Source organism: Nonomuraea sp. NPDC050786 (assembly GCF_040654115.1).
GTDB lineage: Bacteria > Actinomycetota > Actinomycetes > Streptosporangiales > Streptosporangiaceae > Nonomuraea.
On sequence record NZ_JBFAHJ010000005.1, the window covers coordinates 367,938 to 392,209 of the forward strand.

The window sequence follows — 24,272 nt, forward strand, 5'->3', positions numbered from 1 at the left end:
TTCAGTCGCCGTCGGGGAGGACGAGGCCCAGCAGCCAGCTCACGACGCTGACGATGATCGCGCCCCAGAACGCGGCCGGGTAGAAGTTGGAGACGTGGAAGGGGATGTCGAGCTGGCCCGCGATCCAGCTCGTCAGCAGCAGCATGGCCGCGTTGATGACGAGCAGGAACAGGCCGAGCGTCAGCACGACGATGGCGCACCCGAGCGCCTTGACGATGGGCTTGACGATCGCGTTCACGAGGCCGAAGATCAACGCCACGATCAGCAGGACGCCCCAGTATTGGGGGGAGTTCGCGGGGGCGCTGACCCCGATGCCGGGGACGAGCTGGATGGCCACCCATAGGGCCACCGCCGCCGCGATGGTTCTGATGATGAATCTCACGCTGCTTGATCCTCCCACTTGAGCTCGGTAATTCGATAGTGGCGCAGTCTGCGCGTTTCCGGCGGCTACTCTGCGTAGTCGCCGGTTATCGTCGGCTCAACCCGGGCAGGGGGCGACGAAGGGAGGGAGCGAGATGGACGCGAACGGGCTCGAGTCGCTGCCGGCCGACGAGTTGCACGATCGGGCGGTGCGTTACGCCGTACGCCACGGGGACCTGGGGTTCCTCTGGGACCTGCTGAAGGTCATCCCGGCCGCCGAGGCCGCCAGCGGTCACGGCGCGGAGGCCGCCCACGACCTCAGCCGGGTTTCCGCGCTGCTCAGCGATGCCATCGCCTCCGGCGAGGGGCAGCTGGGCGAGGCGCTGCGCCCGATCTACATAGAGTATCTGCGCAAACATCCTGACGCCTGACGCTGAGTGACGGCTGAGGAGGCGGCGCGGCACAGCCCCGCGCGCCACCCTGGGTAACCACTCGAGCGCGGCGGGCCGCCGGAGGGCGGTCAGCCCGCCAGGCGTGCTTCCGTCCCGCTGTAGTCGGCGAGGCCGGGCGTGCTGATCTCCTGCCCGTCCCGCGTGATGATCATCGTCTGGTACCGCCCCGCCGCCGCCAGGTCGGCCGCGAAGCGCCTGGCCACGATGGGTCCCATGGCGTAGATGGCGGTGGCGTACGCGTCGGCCACCCCGAGATCGGGCCCGATCACCGTGACCGAGCCGAGGCCCTCCGCGACCTGTCCCGTACGCGGGTTGACCACGGGAGCGCCGCCTGAGGTGGCGATGCCCAGGTCATGGGCGAAGACGACCTTGCGTACCACGTCCTTGCGCGGGTCCCGGATGCCGACGCGCCAGCGCTTGCCGGGGGCGGCCGAGCCGCGCACCCTGATGTCCTCGCCCGCGCTGATGCGGTGGTCGCCCGCGCCCGCGTTGACCAGTGCGCGGGACAGCCGCTCGAGCGCCCAGCCCTTGATGTAGCCGGACGGGTCGATGACGCCGTTGATGCGCGCCTCGAAGTAGCCCTCCGTGGCCTGGCTGAGCTCGTCGCAGCGGTGGAGGACCTCGACGATCTCGGGGACCTGGCTGATCGTCTGGCCGCGGTTGAGCCGGCCGATCTGGCTGTCCTCCTTGACCGGGCTGAAGGTGTCGTCCACCCACCTCAGCCAGGAGAACGCGTCGTCCATCAGCGGGACCAGCTCGCGCGCCGGGAGAGCGGTGCGGATGTCCACACTGACCGGCATGCCCATGACCATCTCGACACGGGCGCTTCCGGGGAAAGTCGTCACCTTGCCTCCTTGTCCGCAGCCCACCGTTGCAGATGAGGCGTAATGTGGGCCTAAACCTTTTGCCGGGATTTGAAATGAATCTGTGACCTCGGCACAGCAAGGCGTGACAACGCCCCGCGTACATACCTCCTGAACCGCCGCGGACCGGCCACCACCACCTCGCGGTCGGCGATGTCGGGAATCTGGCGGCTCAGGCCCGAGGCGCTCACGCGCTCCTTGGCGCGGGGGTCGTGCTCGGCGCCCTCGACCAGGATGAGGCCGTAGCGGGCCTCAAGGTCGCGCAGCTCGTCGGTGGCCCGCTCGACCCGGTAGACGGCCACGGTGTCGTGCTCGCCGTCCAGCCGGGCCCGCAGGGCGGCCGGGTCGAGGCCGGTGGCGATCAGCAGGGTCGGCCTGGCCGTGGCGGGCACGCGGTGGCTGCGTACCGCCATGACGGCCGCCATCGCGTACAGGGCGAGCGAGCCCGCGCGGCTGAGCTCGGTCACGTACGCCGCGGAGTTGAACTCGTGGGCCACCAGCAGTGCGCCGGCCAGGTAGCCGCCGAGCCGCAGTCGCTGCCTGGCCTCCTCGGTACGCAGGCGGTCGGCGGCCTTGACGATGAGGAAGCCGAGGGCGACGAGCAGCGCAGCCGCGGCGTAGGCCGTCGGCCGCCACGGGTAGCCGAACCCCGGCTGGATCGCGCCGAACTCGGCCACCGCGACGCCGCACCAGAAGAGGATCGGGCCGGGGTTCGCATTCGCCTGGCTAGCCATGCTCCCCACGATCCTGAATGAACATTAAAGCTTTCTGAGTAGGGTCTGAAACATGGCTAACGTGCGTGTCGAACGAACAGAGGACGGCGGATTCCGGGCCACGAACGCCCGCGGCGCCGAGGTAAGGATGGGCGGCGGTGACGAGGACGGGGTCTTCACCCCCGTGGAGTTGCTGCTGGCGGCGGTGGGCGGGTGCAACATCGTGACCGTCGAGCCGCTCACCGCCAAGCGCGGCCACCGCCTGGTGCGGCTGGCGATGACCGTGCAGGCGGAGAAGGTGGAGCCGAGCAAGCTCGGCCCCGTCACCGTCACGTACGAGGTGGAGCTGCCCTCGGAGGAGGCCGGCGAGGTCTTCAGGGCGGTCGCGGAGCGGGTGCACGAGAAGTACTGCACGGTGAGCAGATCGTTGCAGGAGGGCACAGAGGTTCGGCTGGAGGTTCCCTAGTCGGATAAAACAGATATTCGACCCCGTCATGACGCGACCGTTGCATTCGTCTCGGTAGCGTTGTAGCAGGTCAAGAGACCAGCGAACCTTCACCGAAGCGGACGCGGAGGGGGACCGCGGTTCGCCAGTGCGGGACCGCCGGTGTTTTTGGGGGAAGACACCGGCCTGGACCGCCGCCGATCGGGCCGGGCAGCTTTGGGGGAACTGCCCGGCCCGATCTATGCGTATCCTCCGGTTTCGTGAAGAAGGTTCTCATTGACTGCGACCCCGGTATCGACGACGCCCTCGCCCTGGCCCTCGCCGCCGGCTCCCCTTCCCTCGACGTGGTGGGCATCACCACCGTGGGCGGCAACGTCGATCTCCCCCTGACCACGGCCAACGCGCTGGCACTGAGAGAGTTCCTGAGGCTGGGGGACGTCCCGGTGACGCCGGGCAGCGCCGGCGCCCTGCTGCGCGAGACGGTGCGCGCCGCCCGCGTGCACGGGAGCACGGGCCTGGGCGACGTCGTGCTGCCCGCCCCGGCCCTGGGCCCGTCGGACGGGCACGCGGTCGACTTCATCGTGGACACCCTGAAGGCCGCGCCGGGCGAGATCACGCTGGTGGCCGTGGGGCCGCTGACGAACATCGCCCTCGCCGTACGCCGCGAGCCCCGCGTCGTGGAGTGGGCCCGCGACCTGGTCATCATGGGCGGCTCGTTCACGCGCGGCAACCACAACCCGGCCGCCGAGTTCAACATCCTGGCCGACCCCGAGGCGGCCGCGATCGTCTTCGGCGCCGGGTGGACGGTGAAGATGCTGGGCCTGGACGTGACGCTGACCGCCGTGGTGACCTCGGACGTGCTCGACCGGATGCGTCCCCTGGGCAGGCTGGGCGAACTGCTGCTGGCGCCCGCCGCCCAGTTCTACGGGGTGGTGACGGCCGACGGTGGCCCGGCCATCCACGACGCGTGCGCGGTGGCGTACGTGCTCGACCCCTCCCTGTTCACCTGCGTGCCGGCCGTGGTGAACGTGGAGACCGCCGGGCTCTACACGCGGGGGATGACCGTGACGGACTTCAAGGTGAGCGCGCAGGACGCGAACGCGCTGGTGGCTACCTCGATGGACGTGAAGGGGTTCTGGGAGCTGGTTCTGGGAGCGTACGAGGGGTTGGCGGGGCGGCTCGGATGATGTGCGGGCAGTGCTCGGCGGCTGATACAGTTACATCTGTTGCGCCGCTAGCTCAGTTGGTTAGAGCAGCTGACTCTTAATCAGCGGGTCCGGGGTTCGAGTCCCTGGCGGCGCACCCCACGCAAAGCCCAGGTCACGCGATTGTGACCTGGGTTTTTGCATGTCCGCGCCACCCCTGTCCGGCGATATTCGATAGATCCGCTTTCCTGGCCGCTTGTACAGTGAGGCCGCCCGGAGGCCGATGGGGGAGGGGATCATGCGCGTGCACTACCCACGCACCCCTCACCTGCCCTGGTCGCCCGGGGTCGCCCTGGACGACGTACGCGCGGACGACCTGTCGGGGCTGCGCGGCCGGGAGGTCGTGGTCACCGAGAAACTCGACGGCGAGAACACCACGCTGTACTCCGACGGGATGCACGCCCGGTCGCTGGACTCCGCGCACCATCCCTCCCGAGCCTGGGTCAAGGGACTCCAGGGGCGGGTCGGGGAGCGGATCCCGGCGGGGTGGCGGGTGTGCGGCGAGAACATGTACGCCCGGCATTCCATCGCCTACCAGGCGCTGGAGAGCTGGTTCTACGGGTTCTCGGTCTGGGACGGCGATCGGTGCCTGGACTGGGAGCGTACGGTCGCGTTCCTGCGCGGGCTCGGGGTGCCGGTGCCGCCGGTGCTGTGGCGCGGCGTCTTCGACGAGCGGGCGGTGCGGGGCCTGCGGCTGGACACGGAGCGGCAGGAAGGCTACGTGGTACGGACCGTCGAGGGGTTCGGGCGGGAGGAGTTCGCGGGGCGGGTGGCCAAGTGGGTGCGGCCGCGGCACGTACGGACGGGCACGCACTGGATGCACGCCACTGTCGTGCCGAACGGTCTGGGCCCGGCGGCGGCGCTGTGGTCGGTGCGTTCCGGTGCCGATCCGGATCCGGCCGCACTCCTGGCCGCGGTCGGCCTCGCCCCGGAGAGCCTCGCCGCAGAGAGCGTCGCCCCGGGGAACCTCGCCCCGGAGAGGCTCGCCCCGGGAAGCCTGGCCGGTGTCGCCGCATCGGTTGCCGCGGTGTCGAGCCGGCTCGAGCTGATCGGGCGGTACGGAGACGCCCGGCTGGCAGGCGTGCTGGCCGCCGCGCTGCACGCCATGCCGCGCGCCTGGCTGGCGGCGCGGCTGGCCGGGCCGCTGGGCATGCGGCCGGCGCGGCGGGTCGCGGATCTGGTCGGGCTGCACGCCGCGCTCCATCGGCCGTACCCGGACGAGGAGCGGCGTGCCGGGCTGGCGCGCATGGCGCTCGCGGCCGACCTCGGCGTGCTGCACGCCGTCGCGGCGGCCGTACTGACCGGGCGCGAGGAGGGCGAGGCCGGTCCGGCGCGCGAGCAGGTCGAATGGTCGGCCCTGCACGCCGAGGACGCCGGGCTCCTCGGGCCGGGACCGCTGGAGCCGTTACGGGCCGGTCTGCGCGAGGCACTGGCCGGTCTCGGCGTGGAGGCGGCCGACCGGTGCTGGGCGGAGGCGCGCCACGCCTGGGCCAGCGGGAGGATCGCCACGGTCGAGGAGGCCGTGGCGGCGACCTGGCGGTGGCGCTCCGGGCGGTTCCCCAGGCTGGTGCAGCTGGCCGGGCCGTCGGGCAGCGGGAAGAGCACGTTCGCGGCGGGCCTGCCGGGCACCGGCACGTACCTGTCGCTGGACGACCTGCGCCAGGCCAGGGGCTCGCGGGCGGACCAGCGGGACAACCGGGAGGTGCTCGGCGAGGGCCTGGACCGGCTCGACGCCGCGCTGGCCGCCGGCGGCAGCGTGGTGTGGGACGCCACCTCGCTCAACCAGCACCAGCGCTCCCTGGTCCACACCGTGGCTCGCCGGCGCGACGCGCTGACGACGCACGCGGTCGTGCTGGTGGAGGAGGACGAACTGCACCGGCGCAACGCCCGGCGTGCCCATCCGGTTCCGTCGCACGTGCTGGCCGCGCAGTCGCGCCGGTTCGTCCCGCCCTATCCTGGTCAAGCCCATCGCACCTGGTACATCGGCGCGTCCGGAGCCGTCGAGGACGTGGACGGCGCCTTGTACGGGGAGGAGGCGTGATGCGTACCAGCGAGGAGATCTACCACCGGGTCCGCTGGGACCCGCGGTTCGACCCGTCCCGGTTCGTCCTGGGAGTCGGCCAGCGGGACGCGGCCCCCAAGCGGGTCCCGCTGCCTGCTTTCACGCCGGGCGGCGACATCCCGTGGCACCGGGTGCTCTTCGTCGAAGCGGACGGCGAGCTGGTCTGGGAGCGCGCGACAGGCGTGGACCGCATCGACGACTGCGAGGCGGGCCGGGCGCGGGACCCACGCCGCCTGCGCCCGCCGTTCTTCACGGCCAGGACCCCGTACGCCTGGGACCCGGCCGGCGGATGGCGCCCTGTCCCGGCACACGATCACTCCGGGCGCCGGCCCGCCACGGCCGCCCCGCGCGTGCTGACGTGGAACACGTTGTGGGACCGCTACGACAGCGACCGCATCGACACCGCCCGGCGTCGCCCGCTGCTCCTGGCGGCCCTCGAGAAAGCCGATGCGGACGTCATCGCGCTGCAGGAGGTGGAGGCCGCGCTGCTCGCGGAGGTGATGGCCGCCCCTTGGGTACGCGCCCGCTACACCCTCGGCACCGACCCGGACGGCACGGACATCGACGACGGCGGCCTCCTGCTGCTCAGCCGGCTGCCCGTACGGGAGGCGGCCCGGCACGACCTGGGCCCGCACAAGGCGGTGGCCGCCATCACCGTGGACACCGCCGTCGGCCCCCTCGTCGTCGCCACTACCCACCTGACCAGCGACCATTCCCACGACAGCGCGGCCCGGCGGCGGGCCGAGCTGGCCCGGATCGCCGACGGCCTGGCCGGAGTGGACGGCGAGCTGATCCTGATGGGCGACTTCAACGACGGCACGGACACCCCCGCGTCCGCGCTCGGCCTCCGCGACGCCTGGACGGAGGCGCACGGACCCGACGAGGCCCCCACCTTCGACCCGAGCGCCAACCCGCTGGCGGCGATCTCCTCACGATCCGGCCGGCCCGCCCGCCTGGACAGGGTCCTGGTCCGGGGACGGGCCCGGGTGGTCTCGGCCGCTCTGCACGGCGACACGCCTGCCGCCGAGGGACTGTACGTCTCCGACCACTACGGGGTGGAGGCCGTTCTCGACGTCGCCGGTGACGAGCGCGGCGGGATGCTCGACAGCCCGCCGACGGCGCGTACGGCGGTGGCCTGGATACCGCCGCGGGAGCTGTGGCCGCCGATCCAGGACGTCCGCCGCGTGCACGACCCGCAGATCGACCGCTGGCCGCCACACGTCAACCTGCTCTTCGGCTTCGTGGCGGAGTCGGAGTTCGAGGCGGCGGCGCCGCTGCTGGCCGCGGCGGCGGCCGAGGTCGAGCCCTTCACCGCCCGGCTGGAAGGCGTACGTGCCTTCCGGCATCGCCACGACGCGACCGTCTGGCTCGACCCTGCCGCCGGCGGCGCGACGCCCTGGTCCCGTCTGCGTCACGCGCTCGTACGGCGCTTTCCCCGCTGCACGGGACGGGCGGAAGGCTTCACCCCGCACCTGACGCTCGGACGTGTCGAAGATCCCGAACGTGTCGCCGCGATCCGCGTGGACGGGATGGCGGCGCAGGTCGGGGAGCTGGTGCTGCTGTCCCGCCGCGCGGACGAACCCATGCGTCCCCGAGCCCTGATCGCCCTGGGGACGGGCGAGATCCGCTGGCTCCCCGAGCCCGCTCCCGCCGCAGGCAGCCGGCCGGACCGGAAGCCCATGCCCGCCGCGAGGAGCCCGCTGGACCGGAAGCCCATGCCCCCCGCGAGCAGTCCGCCGGACCGGAAGCCCACGGCCGAGCGGGTGACCCGGCGGCTGTCGGAAGCGCTGCGGCCGGGAATCCTGTACGTCGCCGGATCCCGGCGCATGGGCTGCGACCTCCCGGAAGCGGACCTCGACCTCGTGGCCGCGCTGCCCGGCGAAACGGGCATCGCCGAGGTGGAAGCCCAGGTGCGGGCGGCCCTGCCGGACGCCGCCGGCGTGCGCCGCGTGATCGGCGCCAGGGTGCCGGGCCTGCGCTTCCACGTGGCCGGCCTGGACACGGACCTGACGGTGGTCCCCACCGGACCGCTTCCCCCCGAGCACGCTCCGGCTCGCCGCGCCGAACTCGGCCCCGCGGCCGCGCTCGCCATGAGCGCGGTCAGCGACGCGGACGCGATCCGCGATGCCGTCGGCCCTGACCACGCCCGCTTCGCCTGCCTCGCCAGACAGGTGAAGGCGTGGGCGCGGGCACATGGCCTGGACTCCGCCCCGTTCGGCGGACTTCCCGGCCTGGCCTGGGCGGTCATGGCCGCGCGCACCGTACGTGAGAGCGGCGACGTCCCCGCCGACGACCTGCTGAGCCGCTTCTTCAGCACGTGGGCAGCCTGGAACTGGCAGGACCCGATCGCTCTCACTCCCACCCCCGCACCGCCGGAACCGGCCCCGATCACGGTGATGACACCCAGCGCCCCGATCCGCAACTGCGCCGTCCAGGTGACCCCCGGTGGCCTGGACCGGCTCACCCAGAGGCTCTACGAAGCATGGGACCTCATCGAGACCGGCCGGTCCGCCGAACTGCTCGCACCGCCGCCTCTCCACCGCCGGCACGCGGCCTGGGCGGTGCTGACCGTGCGCTCCGGCACTCCCGAAGGGCTCGACGCGATGCTCGGCCGCGTGAGAGGTCGCATGCTGGAGCTGATCTCCGCCCTGGAAGAGGCCGGGATGCCGGATGTCCACGCCTGGCCGCACCCGTTCGAGAGCGGTCCCGTTTCGGCGCGTTACGCCATCGGCCTGGGTCACACGCCTCCGCAGGACGCGGAGCTCGACAAGATCATCGGCCGATGGGCGAGGGGCCTGTCCGGGGTCACAGTCGACCAGGTCGAGTGCGACGCCGTACCGACCTTGGCTTGACGCGCGGAGCGCGCGATCGACGAGAAGATCTACAAGGTGGCCCGCAAGTACACCAACGCCGACCTCTGCTGACATGCAATTGCACTCACGTCAATGATCGCGGTTGGCGGCGACGCAGCTCACGGGAGGTGGCGCGGGCAATGTGATCGGCTGCTGCTGCCGGTACGGTTCCAGGTCGATGAGGCCCCCGTTGATCGCGTTGCGCCTCTGGAGTTCCGCCCAGTACACCGGGTCGAGGAAGATCGCGGGGTTCCACAGCGGCTGCGTCAGTTCCGTCAGTTGCCCCAGGTACAGCACGGCGTCGGCCAGCCTTCCCAAGGGAAAGCCGCACAGCCGCGGCGCGTTCATGAACTGTCCCGCGTCGGTGGATTCCAGCCAGCTGCCTGAGCATGGGATCACGGTGCGGCGTGGACAGGTCGCCAGGCGGGGATGGCTGCCGGCCACGATCACGTAGACGTGCCGGCCGGTCTGTTCCTCGATCAGCGGGACTGCGTGGTCGGCGTTCTGTCCTGGCTGCGGCGAGTGCATCACGTGCCCGCTGCCGTAGCAGATCAGTGCCCGGCGTTTCTTGGCGAGCACTTCCCGTTTCACCACTGACGCCATGTGGGCGTCACGTTGGGCGAGAAAGACATCCACTTGGTCTTGGGTGGTGATGTGGGACCAGTCGATCGGCGGATCCCCGAGCAGCACCCGGATCCTGCGTTCCGCAGGCAGCGTCCAGTTGACGGCGCGGACCGTCCGGAAGAACTGTTCTCGGATCGGCTGGTCGCCGGTGGCCCCGGGCGACTGCGTGGTGTTCCGCCAGACCTGCCGCAGCACGTGGTCGTCGACAGCCGCACCGGCGACGAACCGGTCGACGATCGGCTGATACAGCGCGTTGCCGAACTCAACGACGATGTCGTCGACCACCTGCGGCAACCGCGGATCGGCGAGCAGCATCTGCTGCGCGTCACCGTGTTCCTGCTGGCCGTGTGACTCACCGATCGCAACGAGCCGGTGGCGCTCGAACGCCGCGAGCACCGCCTCAGTGAGGTCCCGTGTGACCGCGTCGGCCCTGCCCGTCGACTTGGTCGCCAGCCGGCCGCCGGCGCTGCCCGTCGAGCTGCCGGTCGAGCTGCCGGTCGAGCTGCCGGTCGAGCTGCCGGTCGAGCTGGTGGTCAGCAGTCCGCCGGCTGCCGTACTGGCACTGGTGACGGCGAGGAACCTGCGCCGCGTCAACCGTGGATCTCTCACGTCTGGTCCTTTCTGAAGGGAAATTCCGCGTGCCTCTCGTGGGCGCCTTTCCGGGATGGTTGTACGGCACGGCCGGTGTCGGCCGGGTGTCAGCGGCTGACACCCGGCCGACACCGGATCCCTGGCATCGTGAGCAGTACGGTCGCGCCTACCGAACGCGGTGGACGGGACGGCCCCGCCACCGGGTGAGAAGGAGGACGCTCGTGCGAGTTCTGGTCGTCGAAGACTTCGAGGTGCTGGCCAGGACGATCGGGACCGGGTTGCGTCGCGAGGGCATGGCGGTGGATGTCGTTCTCGACGGCGACGACGCTCTGGCCCACCTGGCCCGCACCCGATACGACGTGGTGGTGCTGGACCGCGACCTGCCTGGCACACCTGGCGACGACGTGTGCCGTGACATCGCCGCCGGCGGCGCCGGGTCGCGGGTGCTGATGCTCACCGCCGCAGGCACCGTGCGAGACAGGGTCGAGGGCCTGAGTCTGGGCGCCGACGACTACCTGCCCAAACCGTTCGACTTCTCCGAACTCGTGGCCCGCGTGCGCGCGCTGGGGCGCCGCTCGGCGCCCGCCGTGCCTCCGATCCTCCAGGCGGAAGATCTGACCCTGGACCCGAGCCGGCGGGTGGCCTTTCGTGGCGGACGGCGCTTGGAGCTCACCCCGAAGGAGTTCGCCCTGCTGGAATGCCTGCTCGCTGCCGGTGACCGGGTGGTGTCCACGGAGGAGTTGCTGGAGCGGGTCTGGGACGAGGCCGCTGATCCGTTCACCACGGCCGTCAAGACGACGGTGCGCCGGTTGCGGGCCAAACTCGGCGAACCGCCGGTGATCGGAACCGTCCGTGAGGGCGGCTACCGGATCGGAGTCCCGCGATGAATCCCGCATTGGACCCGACGGTGACCGGCCGTGCCGGCGGCGCCCGGCACCACCTGCGCCGGCCGTCCCTGCGCGTTCAGCTCACGACGTTGTACGCCGGCCTGGTTCTGGCCGTCGTCGTCCCGATGCTGCTGCTCGCCGGCTTCCTCTTCGGCAGAGACCAGATCCGCGTCCGAGCGGGGGACGCCGTCCCTCCGCCCGACATGACCGCCCAGCACGTCGATGCCGCGCTCACGATCACCGCGATCATCGTCGTGGTCCTCACCGTGCTGACCGCGTGGTGGCTGGCCGGGCGCTTCCTCCGCCCGCTGCGCGCCATGACCGTGACTGCCCAGGAGATCTCAGCCACCAACCTCAATCGGCGGCTCGGCCTGCGCGGCCCGGACGACGAGCTGACCAAGCTGGGGCGCACCCTCGACGACCTGTTCGAGCGGCTGGACTCCTCGTTCGCGGCGCAGCGCCACTTCGTGGCCAACGCCTCGCATGAGCTGCGCACCCCGCTGGCCGGTCAGCGCGCCGTACTCCAGGTCGCGCTCGCCGACCCCGAGGCGAGCGAGGCCAGCCTGCGAGCCGCGTGCGAGGAAGCACTCCGTCTCGGAGCACGGCAGGAACGGTTGATCGACGCCCTGCTCACGCTGGCGGAAGGACAGAAGGGCATCGAGCACAGGGAAGTGGTCGACCTGGCTGATGTCACCAAGGGGGTGATGCTGTCGCGCCGTGCGGAGGCCACCCGGCGAACCATCACGGTCCAGGCATCGCTGGACCCAGCACCGATCAGCGGTGACGTCGACCTGATCGCCAGCATGATCGGCAACCTGGTCGACAACGCGCTCCACCACAACGTTCCCGACGGACACGTCACCATCGCCACCGAACTCACCAATGGTTGCGCCCGCCTCTCGGTCGGCAACACCGGCCCAACCATCCGATCGGAGGACCTGGGACGGCTTTTCCAACCGTTCCAGCGACTGGGTACCCAACGAACCCACACCGCCGACGGCCATGGACTGGGCCTGGTCATCGTGCAGGCCGTCGCCGAAGCGCACGGCGCGCAGCTGACGGCCCACCCACGCCCCGGGGGCGGCTTGGACGTGACAATACTGTTCGACTGATCCCAGCCGGCCGGCGCCTCCTGCCTCTCACGACCGGGGGACGACACCGCTGCGCAGGGGCGTCGAGGAGTCGCTCAAGCCGCGCTCGGTGGCCCCTCCGACGGTGAAGGAGCACAGGCGGTCAGGGACCGTACGGGTCCACCAGGGTCGACGGGGTCCGGGCGACCTCCAGCACGACTCCCAGGTGTTGCCCGGCCTGCCCAGCCATGCCTCGATGGAGGAGAACTCGGGCGCGAGCACTCCGTCTCCGGCGATGACCAGGGTCTGCAGTGAGCGCGATGCCGTCGGCCCAGGGGTGGATCGAGACCAGGTGCAGGTGCGCCATGGCTGCTCTGATGAGCGGGTTCTCGCCGTCGTCGGTGTTGAGCCAGTCGCAGAACTCGCGCATCAACTCAGGTACGGCTGGCGCCTCGGGCGCGTCAGGTGCCCGGCCGTAGCAGGCCGCTCTCGTACGCGGCGGCGACGGCGGCGGCGCGGTCGTTCACCTCGAGCTTGCCGAAGATGTGCAGCAGGTGCGTCTTCACGGTGGCCTCCGTGATGAACAGCTTCCTGGCGACCTCGCGGTTCGTGGCGCCCCGGGAGATGAGCGAGAGGACCTCGAGCTCGCGCGGGCTGAGCGACTGCTGCTGCGGCGCGCGGATGCGCTGGGTCAGCACGCCCGCCACAGAAGGGGAGAGCACGGTCTCGCCGCGGGCCGCGGCCTGGACGGCGCGGCGGAGTTCGGCGCGTGGGGTGTCCTTGAGCAGGTAGCCGGTCGCGCCCTCCTCGATGGCGGGGAGCACGTCGGCGTCGTTGTCGTACGTGGTCAGGACGAGCACGCGGACGCCGGGGGACTGCTCGCGCAGGTGGCGGATGAGCTCGGCGCCGCCCATCCTGGGCATGCGCAGGTCGGTGAGCACGACGTCGGGGTTGGTGCGGCCGACCACGGCGAGTGCCTCAAGGCCGTCGCCCGCCTCGCCGACCACCTCGAACGCGTCGTCGGTGAAGATCCCGCGCAGCCCGTCACGCACGACCGGGTGATCGTCCACGATGATCAGGCGAATCGGCATGGCTCACTCAGCCGGGATCGCGGGGACGGTGGCGGAGAGGCCGGTGCCCTCGCCAGGGGCCGACTCGATGTGGAAGTCGCCGGCCAGCCTGGTCACGCGCTGGCGCATCGAGATGAGGCCGAAGCCGCTCGCCTCCCCGGACGGGCTGAAACCGGCCCCGTCGTCACGTACGTCCAGCACCACGACATCTTCCATGTACGACAGGGTGAGGGCAACCCGTCCGGCCGAGGCGTGCTTGGCGACGTTGGCCAGCGCCTCCTGCGCCACCCGCAGCAGGGTGGCCTCCACCTCCGGGTGCAGCGGGCGGACGTCGCCGGTGACCGAGAGCGAGGCCGGTACGCCGCCGGCCCGCGTCCATGTGTCGGCGACGTTCCGGACGGCGTCGGGCAGCTGCGATCCGGCGAGCGGCGCGGGGCGCAGGGCGCGCACCGAACGACGGGCCTCCTTCAGGCTCTCCCTGGCCAGGGTGCGTACCGTGTCGAGGCGGACGCGGGCCGCGGCCACGTCGTCGAGCTCCTCCTCCGCGGCCTCGATCTGGGTGACGATGGCGGTCAGCCCCTGCGCGATCGTGTCGTGGATCTCCCTGGCCATCCGCTGCCGCTCAGCCAGCACCCCGGCCTCGCGGGCCTGGGTCAGCAGCTGGGCCTGCAGGTTCGCGTTCTCCTCTGCGAGCGCGGCCAGCTTGGCGCCGGTCTCCTGGAGCTGCGCGATCAGCACTTTGCGGCTCTCGTTCTGGTCGGAGATCGTCTGGACGACGAAGCCGACCGCGGAGGCGACCAGCGTGGCCGCCAGGAACGAGTAGAGCAGCTGGCCGGGAGAGCGCCCGGGGTCGGGCCGCATGGAGACCAGCACGCCCGCGGTCGCCATCACCCCCGCGTAGGCCCACCACCGGGGCAGGACCGCGAAGGACTGGATGAACGCCGCCGGCCCGGCCACCGTGAACAGCGAGTCGATGCTGACCAGCGCCCCGATGGCGGCGAGCAGGACGCCGAAGTAGACGATCGCCACCGCCGGCTTCTTGACCCACCCGGTGGCGACCATGAGCCCGTGCCAGCCCACGGCGAACAGGGTCAGAGCGAGCGTGTCGACCCGCCAGTGCTGCAGCAGCGAGGCGCCGGCAGGGAGCAGGATGAACAGGTACGGGAGCACGGGCCAGACCCGGTCCCAGCGGCTGGGACCGGGTCCGCTGCTCACCAACGGAACGCCTTCACGGCGACGCCGCCGGCGACGAGGCAGATCGCGATCATGATGATCAGCGACAGGGGGGAGAGCGGGTGGCCGGCCCAGCCGTCGCGGAGCGCCTGGACCGCGGGGGCCATGGGGGTCAGGTCGCCGATGGCCCGCATCGCGCCGCCCATGCTCTCGCGGGGGATCACGGCGCCGGAGGTGAAGACCATCGGGAAGAACAGGCTCAGCCCGATCACGGTCGCCGTACGGCCGGAGGGGACGACGGCCCCGAGCAGCAGTCCGATGCCGCTGAGGCTCAGCGCGGCCAGGAGCCAGGCCACGACCACCGCGCCCACGTTAGCGGGGGCCGTCAGGTCGTAGGCCACGAGGCCGATCGCGATCAGCAGCGCCGTGCCGAGCACGGCCAGCAGCATGTGCGCGGCCCACTGGGCGCCGAACAGCATGCCGGGCGAGGCGGGGGTGGCGCGCATCCGCTTGAGCACCCGGCGCTCGCGGTACTGCGCCAGGGTGGCCGGCAGGACGACCAGCGCGGCCAGGCCGATGACGAAGACGCTCAGCATCGGTACGGTGGCGTCCACCGCCGGCAGCCCGCCGGGCAGGGGCTTGTTGCCGCGTAACTTGACCCAGAGCATGATCGCTGGGAAGGCCAGCGCGAAGAACGCCGACATCGGATCCCGCATGATGAGCTTGAGCTCGACCCCGATGACCTGAGTGATGCCTCTCATGCCGCCTGCCCTCCCGTGAGTGCGAAGTACGCGTCCTCCAGCGAGTCGGTGCGACCCTGGGCGATCAGCTCGTCCGGGGTGCCCTGGGTGATGACCCGGCCTTGATCGATGATCGCCATACGATCGCACAGCGTCCGGGCCTCGTCCATGAAGTGGGTGACCAGCACGACGGTCACCCCGCGGTCGCGGATGTCGCGGATCAGGCCCCACGTGGTGCGGCGGGCGGAGGGGTCGAGGCCGGTGGTGAGCTCGTCGAGGAAGACGACCTCGGGGTCGCCGACCAGGGCCAGCGCGATGAACAGGCGCTGCTTCCAGCCGCCCGACAGGCTCGAGAAGCTGGAGCGCCGCCGGTCCGCCAGCCCCCACTCCTCCATGAGCGCCCGCCAGTCGGCGGGCTTGTCGTAGAAGGAGGCGTACAGCTTCAGCGCCTCGCCGACCTTGATCGCGTCCGGCAGGGCCGCCTCCTGCAGCTGGACGCCGATGCGCGGCAGCAGCCGGCGCCGGTCGGTCCGCGGGTCCAGGCCCAGCACGCGCAGGACGCCGCCGTCGCGGTCCCGCAGGCCCGACGCGCACTCCACGGTGGTGGTCTTGCCCGCGCCGTTGGGGCCGGCGATGCCGAAGATCTCGCCCCGCTCGACCGTGAGCGACACGCCGTCCAGGACCTTGTCGCCTCGGTAGCTCTTGGTCATGCCGTCGATCTCGATGACTGTCATGTAATGAGAGTCGTCCGCGGCCGAGGCTTTCAACATCCTCCGAACGGTTGATGGGGGATCAACCGTAGTAGCCCTCCACCGGCACGCGGGCCTCCTCGTACAGGGCCGGGCCTTCTGCGGGCGGGTCCACGAAGGCGCTGCCCGGCGGCTTGAGGCCGTCGAGCTGCTCGCCGGAGAGCGCGTAGACGACGCGCCCCAGGCCGGAGCGGGCGATCGCCCCCGCGCACATGCCGCACGGCTGGCAGCTCGTGTACATCGTGGTGGTGGCCGCCGCTGCCGGGTCGAGCTCGCGGGCGGCCCAGCGGGCCAGCTTCAGCTCCGGGTGCGCGGTGATGTCGCGGTCGGTGAGCGAGGAGTTGCGCTCCTCGGCCAGGATCGTGCCGTCCGAGGTCGCCAGCAGGGAGCCGAACGGCGGGTTGCCACCCGCACGGGCCTCCGCGGCCAGCTCGATGGCGCGGCGCAGGAGTCTCTCTTCGTCGCGGGTCACGCTCGCTCCTCAAGTCATGGGCCTTCGCGCCCATTCTCCCCCGGCGGGGGACACCGCCGGCCCGCGGGCGGTCACGACTCCTGGAGTCGTGACGCCATAGGCTCGCGGGCGGTCACGACTCCTGGAGCCGGCGGATCATGGCCTGCTTGGCCGCCGCGAACTCCTCGTCGGTCAGCACACCCGACCGGTGCAGCTCCCCGAGCTCCGCCAGGCGGCGCAGCACCGCGTCGTGCACATCGTCGTGCACGACGTCGGGCACGGGCGGCGGCGGGGGAGGCGGCAGCTCGGACGCCCGGGGCAGGCGGGCCAGCACCGCCGCGGCGACCAGGGCGGTGGCGCCGCCGTACCGCTGGATGCCCCACGACACGCAGCGGACGTCCTTCTGCGGCGAAAGTGCCGGCCCGCCGCCTTTGAGGCGGAAGCGGAGCGTGCCGTATCCCATGCCCGACTGCGGCGCCCACTCGACCCCGGCCACCTCCGACAGCGGGAACTCCTGCGGCCCCGCCTTCTCCTTCTCCGAGCTCGCGAACCCGGTCCACTCCAGGCGCACCCGCTCCCCGTCGAAGAGCGCCGTGCCGTCCCCGGCGGTGGCCGAGATGGGCACGGAGGGGCCGGGCAGCAGGTAGTCCTCGCAGGCGGAGGTGGGGGCCTGGTGGACGAGCAGGGTGTCGCGGACCTCGTCGGCGAAGTATTCGGCCGCGCCCGTCCGGCCCTTGGGGACGGCCAGCCGGTACGGGTCGGCCGGCGGTCCGAGCAGCCCCGCCACCGCGTCCGACAGCGGATCTGCCCCCTTGCGCAGCCGCAGCCGCAGGTGGCCGCCCTTGCGCCCCGGCTCGAACGCCACGCTCGCGATCGCCTCGAGCGGGATCACCACCTCGCCCAGCGTCCTGCGCAGCGCGTGCACGTCCTTGTCGCTGCCCGGGACGATGCGCAGTAACTCGCCGCTGAACGCCCAGGAGCCGTCGGCCACGGTGATCTCGGTCATGGGTCCCAGTCTCTCCGATCGGCCGCGGGCCGCGCGCCGGAGATCCTGCCCAGGAGGCCACCGCAGGGCTCTGACCTTTACCTTTGGGCTCGCACGAGAGATCCTCGAAGGTAGGGAGGTGGTCCTCCATGGATTACAAGCAGTGGAATGTACAGATCTGGATCAGTGAAGACGACAACGACGCCGTGACCACGGCCACGGCGGTGCTGTTCACGGCTGACGGCAAGCGGCACGAGAGCGTGGCCCACGCCCGGCGCAATCCGAGCGACCGGCCGGTCCCGGGGATCGGGGACGAACTGGCCGCCGGGCGGGCGCTGTCGAACCTGGCCTCGAAGTTGATCGAGGACGGTGCCGAGGACGTGGCCCAGCTGGCCGGCACGGCCTAGTTCAGAGCAGCCCCGCGGCTGCCAGGAGCTTGCCGATCCGGCCGACCTCGTCGTCGTTCAACGGAATCTGCGGGAGCGCGGTGATCGGGCAGTCGATGACACCGCGTAGGTGGAGCGCGGCCTTGAAAGCGCCCAGTCCGGACGAGCTGCCGCCCATGCGCGCGCCACCGACGCGGACTATCTCGAACAGCCTGATCAGGCGCTCCTGCTGGATCCTGGCGGCCTCCCAGTCGCCGCGGACGGCACAGCGGTACAGCTCCACGTATCCCTGCGGGTCCACGTTGCCCAGCCCGGGCACCACGCCGTCGGCGCCCATCCACAGGGCCGAGTCCACGGTCACCTCCGAGCCGGTGAGCACGCTGAACGGCGCCTCGCGGCCCATGATGACCTCGCGCAACCCGCCGTCGTCGCCGCTGGAGTCCTTCAGCCCGGCCAGTGCCCCCTCGGCGGCCAGCTCGAGCAGCAGGTCCGCGCTCAGCTTGGTGTGCACGGAGACCGGCAGGTCATAGGCGTAGACCGGCAGCCCGCCGCGCGCGGCGACGGTACGGAAATGGGTGCGGATCTCGTCCGGATGCGTACGCGTGTAGAACGGCGCGGTCGCCACCACTCCCGACGCGCCGGCCTCGACCGCGACCCGCACGTGCTCCAGCACGCGCGGCGTCGTCATGTCGATCACCCCGGCCAGCACCGGCACCTGCCCGCCCACGTGGCCGACCACGGTGTCCAGCACCACCCGCCGCTGCGCGTCCGTCAGGTACGCCACCTCCGACGACGAGCCCAGCACGAACAGCCCGTCGACACCGCCGTCCAGCAGGTGGTCGACCAGCCGCACGAGCGAGCCGGCGTCCACCTCGTGGTCGGGGGTCATGGGGGTGCAGACCGGGGGGATGACACCCTGCAAACTCATGCGCGCTCCTGGATCAGCTCTATGTCGGTCGCTCCCGCCGCCACCGGGTGGTGGCAGTGGAAGAGGTGGTGGTCCTCGGCCTGTGTCGCGGGCCACTGCGCGGCGCACTGGTCGTCTGCCCGCCAGCACCGGGTCCGGAACGGGCACCCGCTCGGCGGCCTGGTGGCCGAGGGCACGACGCCCACGAGGGGGATCGGGTTGATCGGCGAGATGAGCCCCGGGGTCGCGGAGAACAGCGCCCGCGTGTACGGGTGGCGGGCGCCCAGCGGCATGACCTGCGCGGGCGCCTGCTCGACGATCCTGCCGAGGTACATGGTGATCACGCGGTCGCTCATCCTGCGCACGGTCTGGATGTCGTGCGAGACGAACACCAGCGCGAGCCCGAGCCGTTCCTTGAGGTCGAGCAGCAGGTTGAGGATCTGGGCGCGGACCGACACGTCCAGCGCGCTGGTGGGCTCGTCGGCGACGACCAGCTCGGGTTCCAGGGCGAGCGCCCTGGCCACGGCGACGCGCTGGCGCTGCCCGCCGGAGAGCTGGCTCGGCAGCGCGTCGGCGGCGCTCGAGGGCAGGCCCACCAGGTCGAGCAGCTCGCGTACGCGGGCGTCGCGCTCGGCCGGGGTGCCGCGGCGGTGCACGTTGAGCGGGTCGCGCAGGATCTGCCTGACGGGCAGGCGGCGGTTGAGCGCCGTGGACGGGTCCTGGAAGATCATCCCGATGCTCGAGCCGATCAGGGCGCGCCGCTCGGGCTCCTTCAGCGACCACAGGTCCTCGCCGCGGAACGTCACCGTGCCCCGGGTCGGCCGCTGCAGGCCGACCAGCACCTTGGCCAGCGTGGACTTGCCGCACCCGGACTCGCCGACCACGCCCACCGTCTCCCCGGGACCCACCGTGAGGTCCGCCCCGGTCAGCGCGTACACGCGGTCGCGGGAGAGCAGCCCGCCGGAGCGGGCCTTGTGCACGACGTGCACGTCCTTCAGCTCAAGCACGCTGCTCACTCCTCACGAGCGACACCGCGGGATGGTGGCAGGCCGCCGCGTGTGTGGCGGTCCCCTCCAGCACCGGGGTCTCGGTACGGCACACGTCCGTGGCCATCGGGCACCGGTCGGCGAACCGGCAGCCGGGCGGGAAGTCCGCAGGGGCGGGCACCACGCCGCGGATCTGGGTGAGCCGCTCGGCGCCCGACTCCAGTGAGAGCACCGAGCCCAGCAGGCCGCGGGCGTAGTGGTGGGCCGGCGCCCCGACGAGGGCCGCCGTGGCGCCGGTCTCGACGATCTGGCCGCCGTACATGACGACCACGCGGTCGGTGACGTCGGCGACCAGCGCCAGGTCGTGCGAGACGAGGATCAGCGCGAACCCCAGCTCGTCGCGGAGCTTCAGCAGCAGCTCGATGACCTGCGCCTGGACGGTCACGTCGAGCGCGGTGGTGGGCTCGTCGGCGACGATCAGCTTCGGGTCGCGCGACAGCGCCATCGCGATCAGCACCCGTTGCCGCTGCCCGCCGGAGAGCTCGTGCGGGTAGGAGGAGAGCGTGCGGCGGGCGTCGAGGCCGACGAGTTCGAGCAGCTCGGCGGGGGTGCGCCGGCCGCCGCGGCGGGTGAGCTGCTTGAGCTGGGCCTTGATGGTCATGGCCGGGTTCAGGGAGGAGAGCGCGTCCTGGTAGATCATCGCCATCTCGTGGCCGAGCAGGCGGCGGCGGGCGCGGCGCGACTCAGAGAGCAGCTCCCGCTGGTCGAAGCGGATGTGGCCGCTGACGCGGGCGTCGCGGGGCTGCAGGCCCATGATGGTCAGCGCGGTCAGCGACTTGCCGCAGCCGGACTCGCCGACCAGGCCGAGCACCTCGCCCGGACGCACCTCGAAGCCGATGCCGTCCACGATGTCCACACCCTCCGCGAAGCCGATCCGGAGCCGCTCCACCGAGAGGATCGGCTGCCCCTGGGGGAGCGGTCGGGCCCGTTCGGCGAGCCTGCGGGCGGCCTCGGCCAGTCCCGGCAGCTCGACGACCTCGCCGGAACCGGGGCTGGCCTGTTCGAAGGCGTCGTCCTTCTTGGTGACGGCCTTGCGGGCGGCGGGCGCGGCCCAGGCGTCGGAGATGCCCTCGGAGAGGATGTTGAGCGCGAGCACGGTGAGCAGGATCAGCAGGCCCGGGAAGACCGTGGCCCACCAGCCGCCGAGCAGCACCATGTTCTTGCCGTCGGCGATGACACTGCCCCAGGAGGGGTTCGGCGGGCGTACGCCGGCGCCGATGAAGGACAGCGACGCCTCGAACACGATCGCGTCGGCCACCATCACCGTGCAGAACACCAGCACCGGTGCCGCGCAGTTGATCGCGACGTGCTTGACGACGATGTACGGCGTGCGCGCCCCGATGATCCGCTCGGCCGCCACGTAGTCCTCGCCGTACTGGGCGATCACGTTGGCCCGCACGACCCGGGCCACGGACGGCATGTAGAGGAAGGCCATGGCCATCACCAGCACCGGGATGCTGCCGCCGAACACCGCCACCAGCACGGCCGCCAGCGCGATGCCGGGGAAGGCCATGACGACGTCGAGCAGCCGCATGATGGTCTCGTCCACCGCCCGGCGCGAGGTGGCCGCGACCGCGCCGACGACCGCCCCGGCCACCAGGGCGAGGCCGGTCGCGCCGAGGCCGATGATCAGCGACCAGCGGGAGCCGTACAGGAGCCTGGAGAGGATGTCGCGGTTGGCGCTGTCGAGTCCCATCCAGTGCGCTGCCGACGGGCCGCCGCCAGTGGTCTGCTGGATATACGGCGAATAGGGCGCGATCCACGGCGCCAGCAGCGCGGCCAGCACGACCACGGCGACGATGCCGACCGCGACCCACGACAGGGGCTTCAGCCGGCGGAAGGCCACGCCGGGTCGGGAGAGCCGTTCCGTCAGTCCACGTCTCATGTGGCGCTCCTGAGGCGGGGGTTGACCAGCAGGTAGAGGATGTCCACGACCAGGTTGACCACCATGAACCCGACCGCGATGGTCAGCACCACGCCCTGGACGACGGCCGGGTCGCCGTCGCGCACGGCGTTGATCATGAGCTGGCCCATGCCGGGCAGTCCGTAGATGGTCTCGATGACCACGGTGCCGCCGATCAGGTAGCCGATGCGCAGGCCGAGCACGGTGAGCGGGGTGATCAGGGCGTTGCGCAGCACGTTCCTGCCGACGACCACGATGGGCGGCAGGCCGCTGCCGATCGCGGTGCGCACGTAGTCGCGGTCCAGCTCCTCCACCATCGACGTGCGGATGATGCGGGTGAGCTGGGCGGCGATCGGCAGCGACAGCGACAGGGCGGGCAGCGTCATCGACTGCAGCCAGCCGGCCGTGGAGTCGGCCGGGTTGATGTAGCCGCCGGTCGGGAAGAGGCCCTCGCCCACGGCCAGGTACTGGATCATCAGCAGCGCCAGCCAGAACGACGGCGCGGCCACCCCGATCAGCGACACCACGCGGATCGCCTGGTCCGGCCAGCGGTCGCGGTACAGCGCCGCGGTGACGCCGAACACCAGCGACAGCACCACGGCGACGGCCAGGCCCAGGAACGTGAGCTGCAGCGTCAGCGGCAGCGCGGTCGTGATCGACTCCAGCACCGGCTTCTTGGTGAGCACGCTGGTGCCCATGTCGCCCTGGGCCAGGTCCGCGACGAACCGGACATAGCGCAGGGGCAGCGGGTCCAGCAGGCCGTTCTCGAGCTGGAACTGGTGGATCTGCTCAGGGGTCGGGTTCGCGCCCTGGAAGTACGCGTACTCCGGCTTGCTGTTGGAGAAGCGCATCACAATGAAGACGAACGCGACCACGCCGAGCAGCAGCGGGATCAGCATGAGGAGCCGCCGCAGCAGCATCCTGGCGACGAGCGTCATGTCCTCTTGGCCTGCAGCAGGTTGATGCCGGGGTACGGCTGGGCGCGGATGCCGGAGAGCTTCTTCGGGTCCCAGGCGGTCATCAGCTCGTTGTGGACGACGGGGTAGAGGATCACCTGCTCAGCCACGAAGTCCAGATATTTGTGGATGAGCTCGGTCCGCTTGGCCTTGTCGGGCTCCTTGCCGGCCTCGTCCATCATCGCGAACAGCTTCTTGGCGTCCGCGCTGCCGTCCCAGTGGCTGTACTTCATCCACAGGCCGCCGGGCACGTAGTTGTAGTGCAGGATGAGGTCGGCGTCCATGCCGAACTGGTTGGGGTTCGAGGCGGCGGCGACCACCTGATAGTCCTGAAACTGGTCCATCTTGGCGAAGAGCGCGGCCGTGTCCTGCGGCTCCAGCGTGGTCTTGACCCCGACGGCCTCCCAGGAGGCGGCGATGGTCGGCAGGCAGTCCGCGATCCAGCTCACGTTCACGGCCATGAGGTTGATCGTGAGGTCCTTCACCCCGGCCTCCGCCAGCAGCGCCTTGGCCTTCTCCGGGTCGTAGTCGTACACGACCGAGGCCCGCTTGTGGTCGGGGTGGCCCTCGTTGAGGAAGGAGCTGGAGGCCGTGCCGTGGCCCTTGAGCGCCACGTCGATCATCTTCTGCTTGTCGATCGCGTAGTGCAGCGCGCGGCGGACGCGTACGTCGTCGAAGGGCTTGGCGCCCGTGTTGAACATCAGGAACATGTGGTTCATGCCCTTGCCGCCCTCGACCGTCAGGCCCTGCTGCTTGAGCTGGTCGACGTTGGCGTACGGGATGTTGTCGGCGATCTGCGCCTCGGCGGAGCCGCCGGAGATCTTGGCCACGCGGGCGGCGGCGTCCACGATCGTCAGCCAGTTCATCTTCTTGACCGTGGCCGGGCGCGGGCCGTTGTAGCCGTCGAACGCCTCGAAGGAGGTGTTGGACTTGGGGTTGTGCGCCGTCTGCTTGTACGGCCCCGAGCCCATCGTCATGCCGCTCTTGGCCTTGTCCCACGCGCCCGCCTGGCTGAACACGTGCTTGGGCATGATCTTGGCGATGGTCAGCCTGGGCGCGGCGTCGGGGAAGGGGAACTTGAAGACCAGCTCGACGCTCCTGTCATCGACCTTCTTCACCTCCTGGAGCCAGGACTTGAAGAAGTTGCCGGTCAGGACGTTGTCGGGGCCCAGGATCCGCTCAAAGGTGAAGACCACGTCGTCAGCGGTGACAGGCTGGCCGTCGTGCCACTTGGCGCCGTCCCTGAGCGTGAACTTCCAGGAGGTCGCGTTCAGGTCGGCGGGCACGGCGGTGGCGAGCGCCGGGTACGGCTCGCGCGTGATCGGGTCGGTGTCGAGCAGCCCCTCGTAGATGTGGTTGATCCCGGCCATCGCGAACGCCGACGCGGTCTGCGTCGGATCCCAGCTCTGGTCGTTGCCGTACCCGATGACGGCGGTGATCAGGTCCTTGTTGGATCCGGCGCCGACCGAGCCGGTCGAGGCCGGGCCTCCGGAACAGGCGGAGAGAGTGGCCGCGATGAACGCCGCCGCACCCGTCGCTCCGCTGTAACGCAGGAAGTCGCGGCGGCTGAACTCAGAGCTCACGGAATCCTCCTGGGGATATAGAACGTGGGACATCCCATGTCCTATCTTTTGCGTAAGGTGGACGCTAAACGTAGCCACGGGTTGAGGTCAACCGAAGATTTCAGGATTGTTACCTGCGACGAAAGGATCTTCCATGGCCGAACGTAGTTCGGGCATCAATAGGCACAGCACCTTGGTCATGAGGCCACCGAAGGTGGCC

At 71.0% G+C, this 24,272-nt stretch carries 24 protein-coding genes, 1 tRNA gene and 2 pseudogenes; 10 read left to right on the forward strand and 17 right to left on the reverse strand.

What is annotated here, in order from left to right; genetic code table 11:
* Nucleotide 1: 1 nt before the first annotated feature.
* Nucleotides 2-382, reverse strand: a complete 381-nt coding sequence (locus AB0H84_RS13740; RefSeq protein WP_357602938.1) for a phage holin family protein — start codon at nt 380-382, stop codon at nt 2-4.
* 133 nt (nt 383-515) lie between these two features.
* Here AB0H84_RS13740 and AB0H84_RS13745 point away from each other — a divergent pair, with 133 nt between their 5' ends.
* Nucleotides 516-791: a hypothetical protein gene (locus AB0H84_RS13745; protein WP_344991303.1), complete on the forward strand. Its 276-nt coding sequence runs from the start codon at nt 516-518 to the stop codon at nt 789-791.
* A gap of 89 nt (nt 792-880) precedes the next feature.
* On the opposite strand, the gene AB0H84_RS13750 is transcribed toward AB0H84_RS13745, so the two are convergent.
* Both AB0H84_RS13750 and AB0H84_RS13755 read right to left on the reverse strand, forming a co-directional pair.
* On the reverse strand, nt 881-1,657 hold the full coding sequence (locus AB0H84_RS13750; RefSeq protein ID WP_357602940.1) for an FAD:protein FMN transferase: 777 nt from the start codon (nt 1,655-1,657) through the stop codon (nt 881-883).
* A 50-nt stretch (nt 1,658-1,707) separates the two neighbouring features.
* The gene (locus tag AB0H84_RS13755; protein ID WP_357602943.1) at nt 1,708-2,409 is read right to left on the reverse strand and encodes a hypothetical protein; all 702 of its coding nucleotides are present in this window, start codon (nt 2,407-2,409) and stop codon (nt 1,708-1,710) included.
* Nucleotides 2,410-2,461: 52 nt separating this feature from the next.
* On the opposite strand from AB0H84_RS13755, the gene AB0H84_RS13760 reads away from it, so the two are divergent.
* From AB0H84_RS13760 to AB0H84_RS13775, 4 genes and pseudogenes are all read left to right on the forward strand, one after another.
* Entirely contained in the window at nt 2,462-2,854 is a 393-nt protein-coding gene (locus tag AB0H84_RS13760) for an OsmC family protein (protein WP_344991294.1), read from the forward strand.
* A gap of 239 nt (nt 2,855-3,093) precedes the next feature.
* Complete coding sequence (locus AB0H84_RS13765; RefSeq protein ID WP_357602946.1) at nt 3,094-4,020, forward strand: nucleoside hydrolase; 927 nt, start codon at nt 3,094-3,096, stop codon at nt 4,018-4,020.
* Between the two features lie 41 nt (nt 4,021-4,061).
* Nucleotides 4,062-4,135: transfer RNA gene (locus tag AB0H84_RS13770), tRNA-Lys, on the forward strand.
* Nucleotides 4,136-4,276: 141 nt separating this feature from the next.
* Nucleotides 4,277-4,810: pseudogene (locus AB0H84_RS13775) on the forward strand (RNA ligase family protein); the annotation flags it as partial.
* Here the strand turns inward: AB0H84_RS13775 and AB0H84_RS13780 are convergent.
* Nucleotides 4,756-5,286 carry a pentapeptide repeat-containing protein gene (locus AB0H84_RS13780; RefSeq protein WP_357603059.1) on the reverse strand — a complete coding sequence of 177 codons (531 nt, stop codon included), beginning with the start codon at nt 5,284-5,286 and terminating at the stop codon, nt 4,756-4,758. The pseudogene AB0H84_RS13775 and the gene AB0H84_RS13780 overlap by 55 nt on opposite strands.
* Between AB0H84_RS13780 and AB0H84_RS13785 the strand changes: the two genes are divergently transcribed.
* Both AB0H84_RS13785 and AB0H84_RS13790 read left to right on the forward strand, forming a co-directional pair.
* Nucleotides 5,285-6,079, forward strand: a complete 795-nt coding sequence (locus AB0H84_RS13785; protein WP_357603061.1) for an AAA family ATPase — start codon at nt 5,285-5,287, stop codon at nt 6,077-6,079. The two genes, AB0H84_RS13780 and AB0H84_RS13785, sit on opposite strands and share 2 nt — an antisense overlap.
* On the forward strand, nt 6,079-8,952 hold the full coding sequence (locus AB0H84_RS13790) for a poly(A) polymerase (RefSeq protein ID WP_357602948.1): 2,874 nt from the start codon (nt 6,079-6,081) through the stop codon (nt 8,950-8,952). Before AB0H84_RS13785 ends, AB0H84_RS13790 begins: the two co-directional genes overlap by 1 nt.
* 90 nt (nt 8,953-9,042) lie before the next feature.
* Here the strand turns inward: AB0H84_RS13790 and AB0H84_RS13795 are convergent, their stop codons facing one another.
* Nucleotides 9,043-10,185 (reverse strand): hypothetical protein, encoded by a 1,143-nt coding sequence (locus AB0H84_RS13795; RefSeq protein ID WP_357602951.1) that lies wholly within the window; start codon nt 10,183-10,185, stop codon nt 9,043-9,045.
* A gap of 203 nt (nt 10,186-10,388) precedes the next feature.
* On the opposite strand from AB0H84_RS13795, the gene AB0H84_RS13800 reads away from it, so the two are divergent.
* The gene (locus tag AB0H84_RS13800; RefSeq protein WP_357602953.1) at nt 10,389-11,054 is read left to right on the forward strand and encodes a response regulator transcription factor; all 666 of its coding nucleotides are present in this window, start codon (nt 10,389-10,391) and stop codon (nt 11,052-11,054) included.
* Nucleotides 11,051-12,166, forward strand: a complete 1,116-nt coding sequence (locus AB0H84_RS13805) for a HAMP domain-containing sensor histidine kinase (RefSeq protein WP_357602956.1) — start codon at nt 11,051-11,053, stop codon at nt 12,164-12,166. The genes AB0H84_RS13800 and AB0H84_RS13805 overlap by 4 nt, the downstream gene beginning before the upstream one ends.
* Before the next feature lie 121 nt (nt 12,167-12,287).
* Here the strand turns inward: AB0H84_RS13805 and AB0H84_RS13810 are convergent.
* From AB0H84_RS13810 to AB0H84_RS13840, 7 genes and pseudogenes are all read right to left on the reverse strand, one after another.
* Nucleotides 12,288-12,569: pseudogene (locus AB0H84_RS13810) on the reverse strand (Fic family protein); the annotation flags it as partial.
* 16 nt (nt 12,570-12,585) lie between these two features.
* Nucleotides 12,586-13,215, reverse strand: a complete 630-nt coding sequence (locus AB0H84_RS13815; protein ID WP_357602959.1) for a response regulator transcription factor — start codon at nt 13,213-13,215, stop codon at nt 12,586-12,588.
* Nucleotides 13,216-13,218: 3 nt separating this feature from the next.
* On the reverse strand, nt 13,219-14,409 hold the full coding sequence (locus AB0H84_RS13820; protein ID WP_357602961.1) for a sensor histidine kinase: 1,191 nt from the start codon (nt 14,407-14,409) through the stop codon (nt 13,219-13,221).
* A complete protein-coding gene (locus AB0H84_RS13825) occupies nt 14,406-15,128 on the reverse strand; it encodes an ABC transporter permease (protein WP_357602964.1) in 723 nt (240 codons plus the stop codon). The genes AB0H84_RS13820 and AB0H84_RS13825 overlap by 4 nt, the downstream gene beginning before the upstream one ends.
* The gene (locus AB0H84_RS13830; RefSeq protein ID WP_357602967.1) at nt 15,125-15,841 is read right to left on the reverse strand and encodes an ABC transporter ATP-binding protein; all 717 of its coding nucleotides are present in this window, start codon (nt 15,839-15,841) and stop codon (nt 15,125-15,127) included. The genes AB0H84_RS13825 and AB0H84_RS13830 overlap by 4 nt, the downstream gene beginning before the upstream one ends.
* A gap of 58 nt (nt 15,842-15,899) precedes the next feature.
* Nucleotides 15,900-16,328: a nucleoside deaminase gene (locus tag AB0H84_RS13835; protein ID WP_357602970.1), complete on the reverse strand. Its 429-nt coding sequence runs from the start codon at nt 16,326-16,328 to the stop codon at nt 15,900-15,902.
* A 112-nt stretch (nt 16,329-16,440) separates the two neighbouring features.
* The gene (locus tag AB0H84_RS13840; protein ID WP_357602973.1) at nt 16,441-17,313 is read right to left on the reverse strand and encodes a DUF4429 domain-containing protein; all 873 of its coding nucleotides are present in this window, start codon (nt 17,311-17,313) and stop codon (nt 16,441-16,443) included.
* A 128-nt stretch (nt 17,314-17,441) separates the two neighbouring features.
* On the opposite strand from AB0H84_RS13840, the gene AB0H84_RS13845 reads away from it, so the two are divergent.
* Nucleotides 17,442-17,699 (forward strand): DUF1876 domain-containing protein, encoded by a 258-nt coding sequence (locus AB0H84_RS13845; protein WP_357602975.1) that lies wholly within the window; start codon nt 17,442-17,444, stop codon nt 17,697-17,699.
* A gap of 1 nt (nt 17,700) precedes the next feature.
* On the opposite strand, the gene AB0H84_RS13850 is transcribed toward AB0H84_RS13845, so the two are convergent.
* The 5 genes from AB0H84_RS13850 to AB0H84_RS13870 are packed head-to-tail and all read right to left on the reverse strand — an operon-like array spanning nt 17,701 to nt 24,073.
* A complete protein-coding gene (locus AB0H84_RS13850) occupies nt 17,701-18,606 on the reverse strand; it encodes a dihydrodipicolinate synthase family protein (protein WP_357602979.1) in 906 nt (301 codons plus the stop codon).
* Nucleotides 18,603-19,592, reverse strand: a complete 990-nt coding sequence (locus tag AB0H84_RS13855) for an ABC transporter ATP-binding protein (RefSeq protein ID WP_357602981.1) — start codon at nt 19,590-19,592, stop codon at nt 18,603-18,605. The genes AB0H84_RS13850 and AB0H84_RS13855 overlap by 4 nt, the downstream gene beginning before the upstream one ends.
* The gene (locus AB0H84_RS13860) at nt 19,585-21,516 is read right to left on the reverse strand and encodes a dipeptide/oligopeptide/nickel ABC transporter permease/ATP-binding protein (RefSeq protein ID WP_357602984.1); all 1,932 of its coding nucleotides are present in this window, start codon (nt 21,514-21,516) and stop codon (nt 19,585-19,587) included. The genes AB0H84_RS13855 and AB0H84_RS13860 overlap by 8 nt, the downstream gene beginning before the upstream one ends.
* On the reverse strand, nt 21,513-22,472 hold the full coding sequence (locus AB0H84_RS13865) for an ABC transporter permease (RefSeq protein WP_357602988.1): 960 nt from the start codon (nt 22,470-22,472) through the stop codon (nt 21,513-21,515). The genes AB0H84_RS13860 and AB0H84_RS13865 overlap by 4 nt, the downstream gene beginning before the upstream one ends.
* Nucleotides 22,469-24,073 carry an ABC transporter substrate-binding protein gene (locus tag AB0H84_RS13870; protein ID WP_357602991.1) on the reverse strand — a complete coding sequence of 535 codons (1,605 nt, stop codon included), beginning with the start codon at nt 24,071-24,073 and terminating at the stop codon, nt 22,469-22,471. The genes AB0H84_RS13865 and AB0H84_RS13870 overlap by 4 nt, the downstream gene beginning before the upstream one ends.
* Nucleotides 24,074-24,272 lie beyond the last annotated feature (199 nt).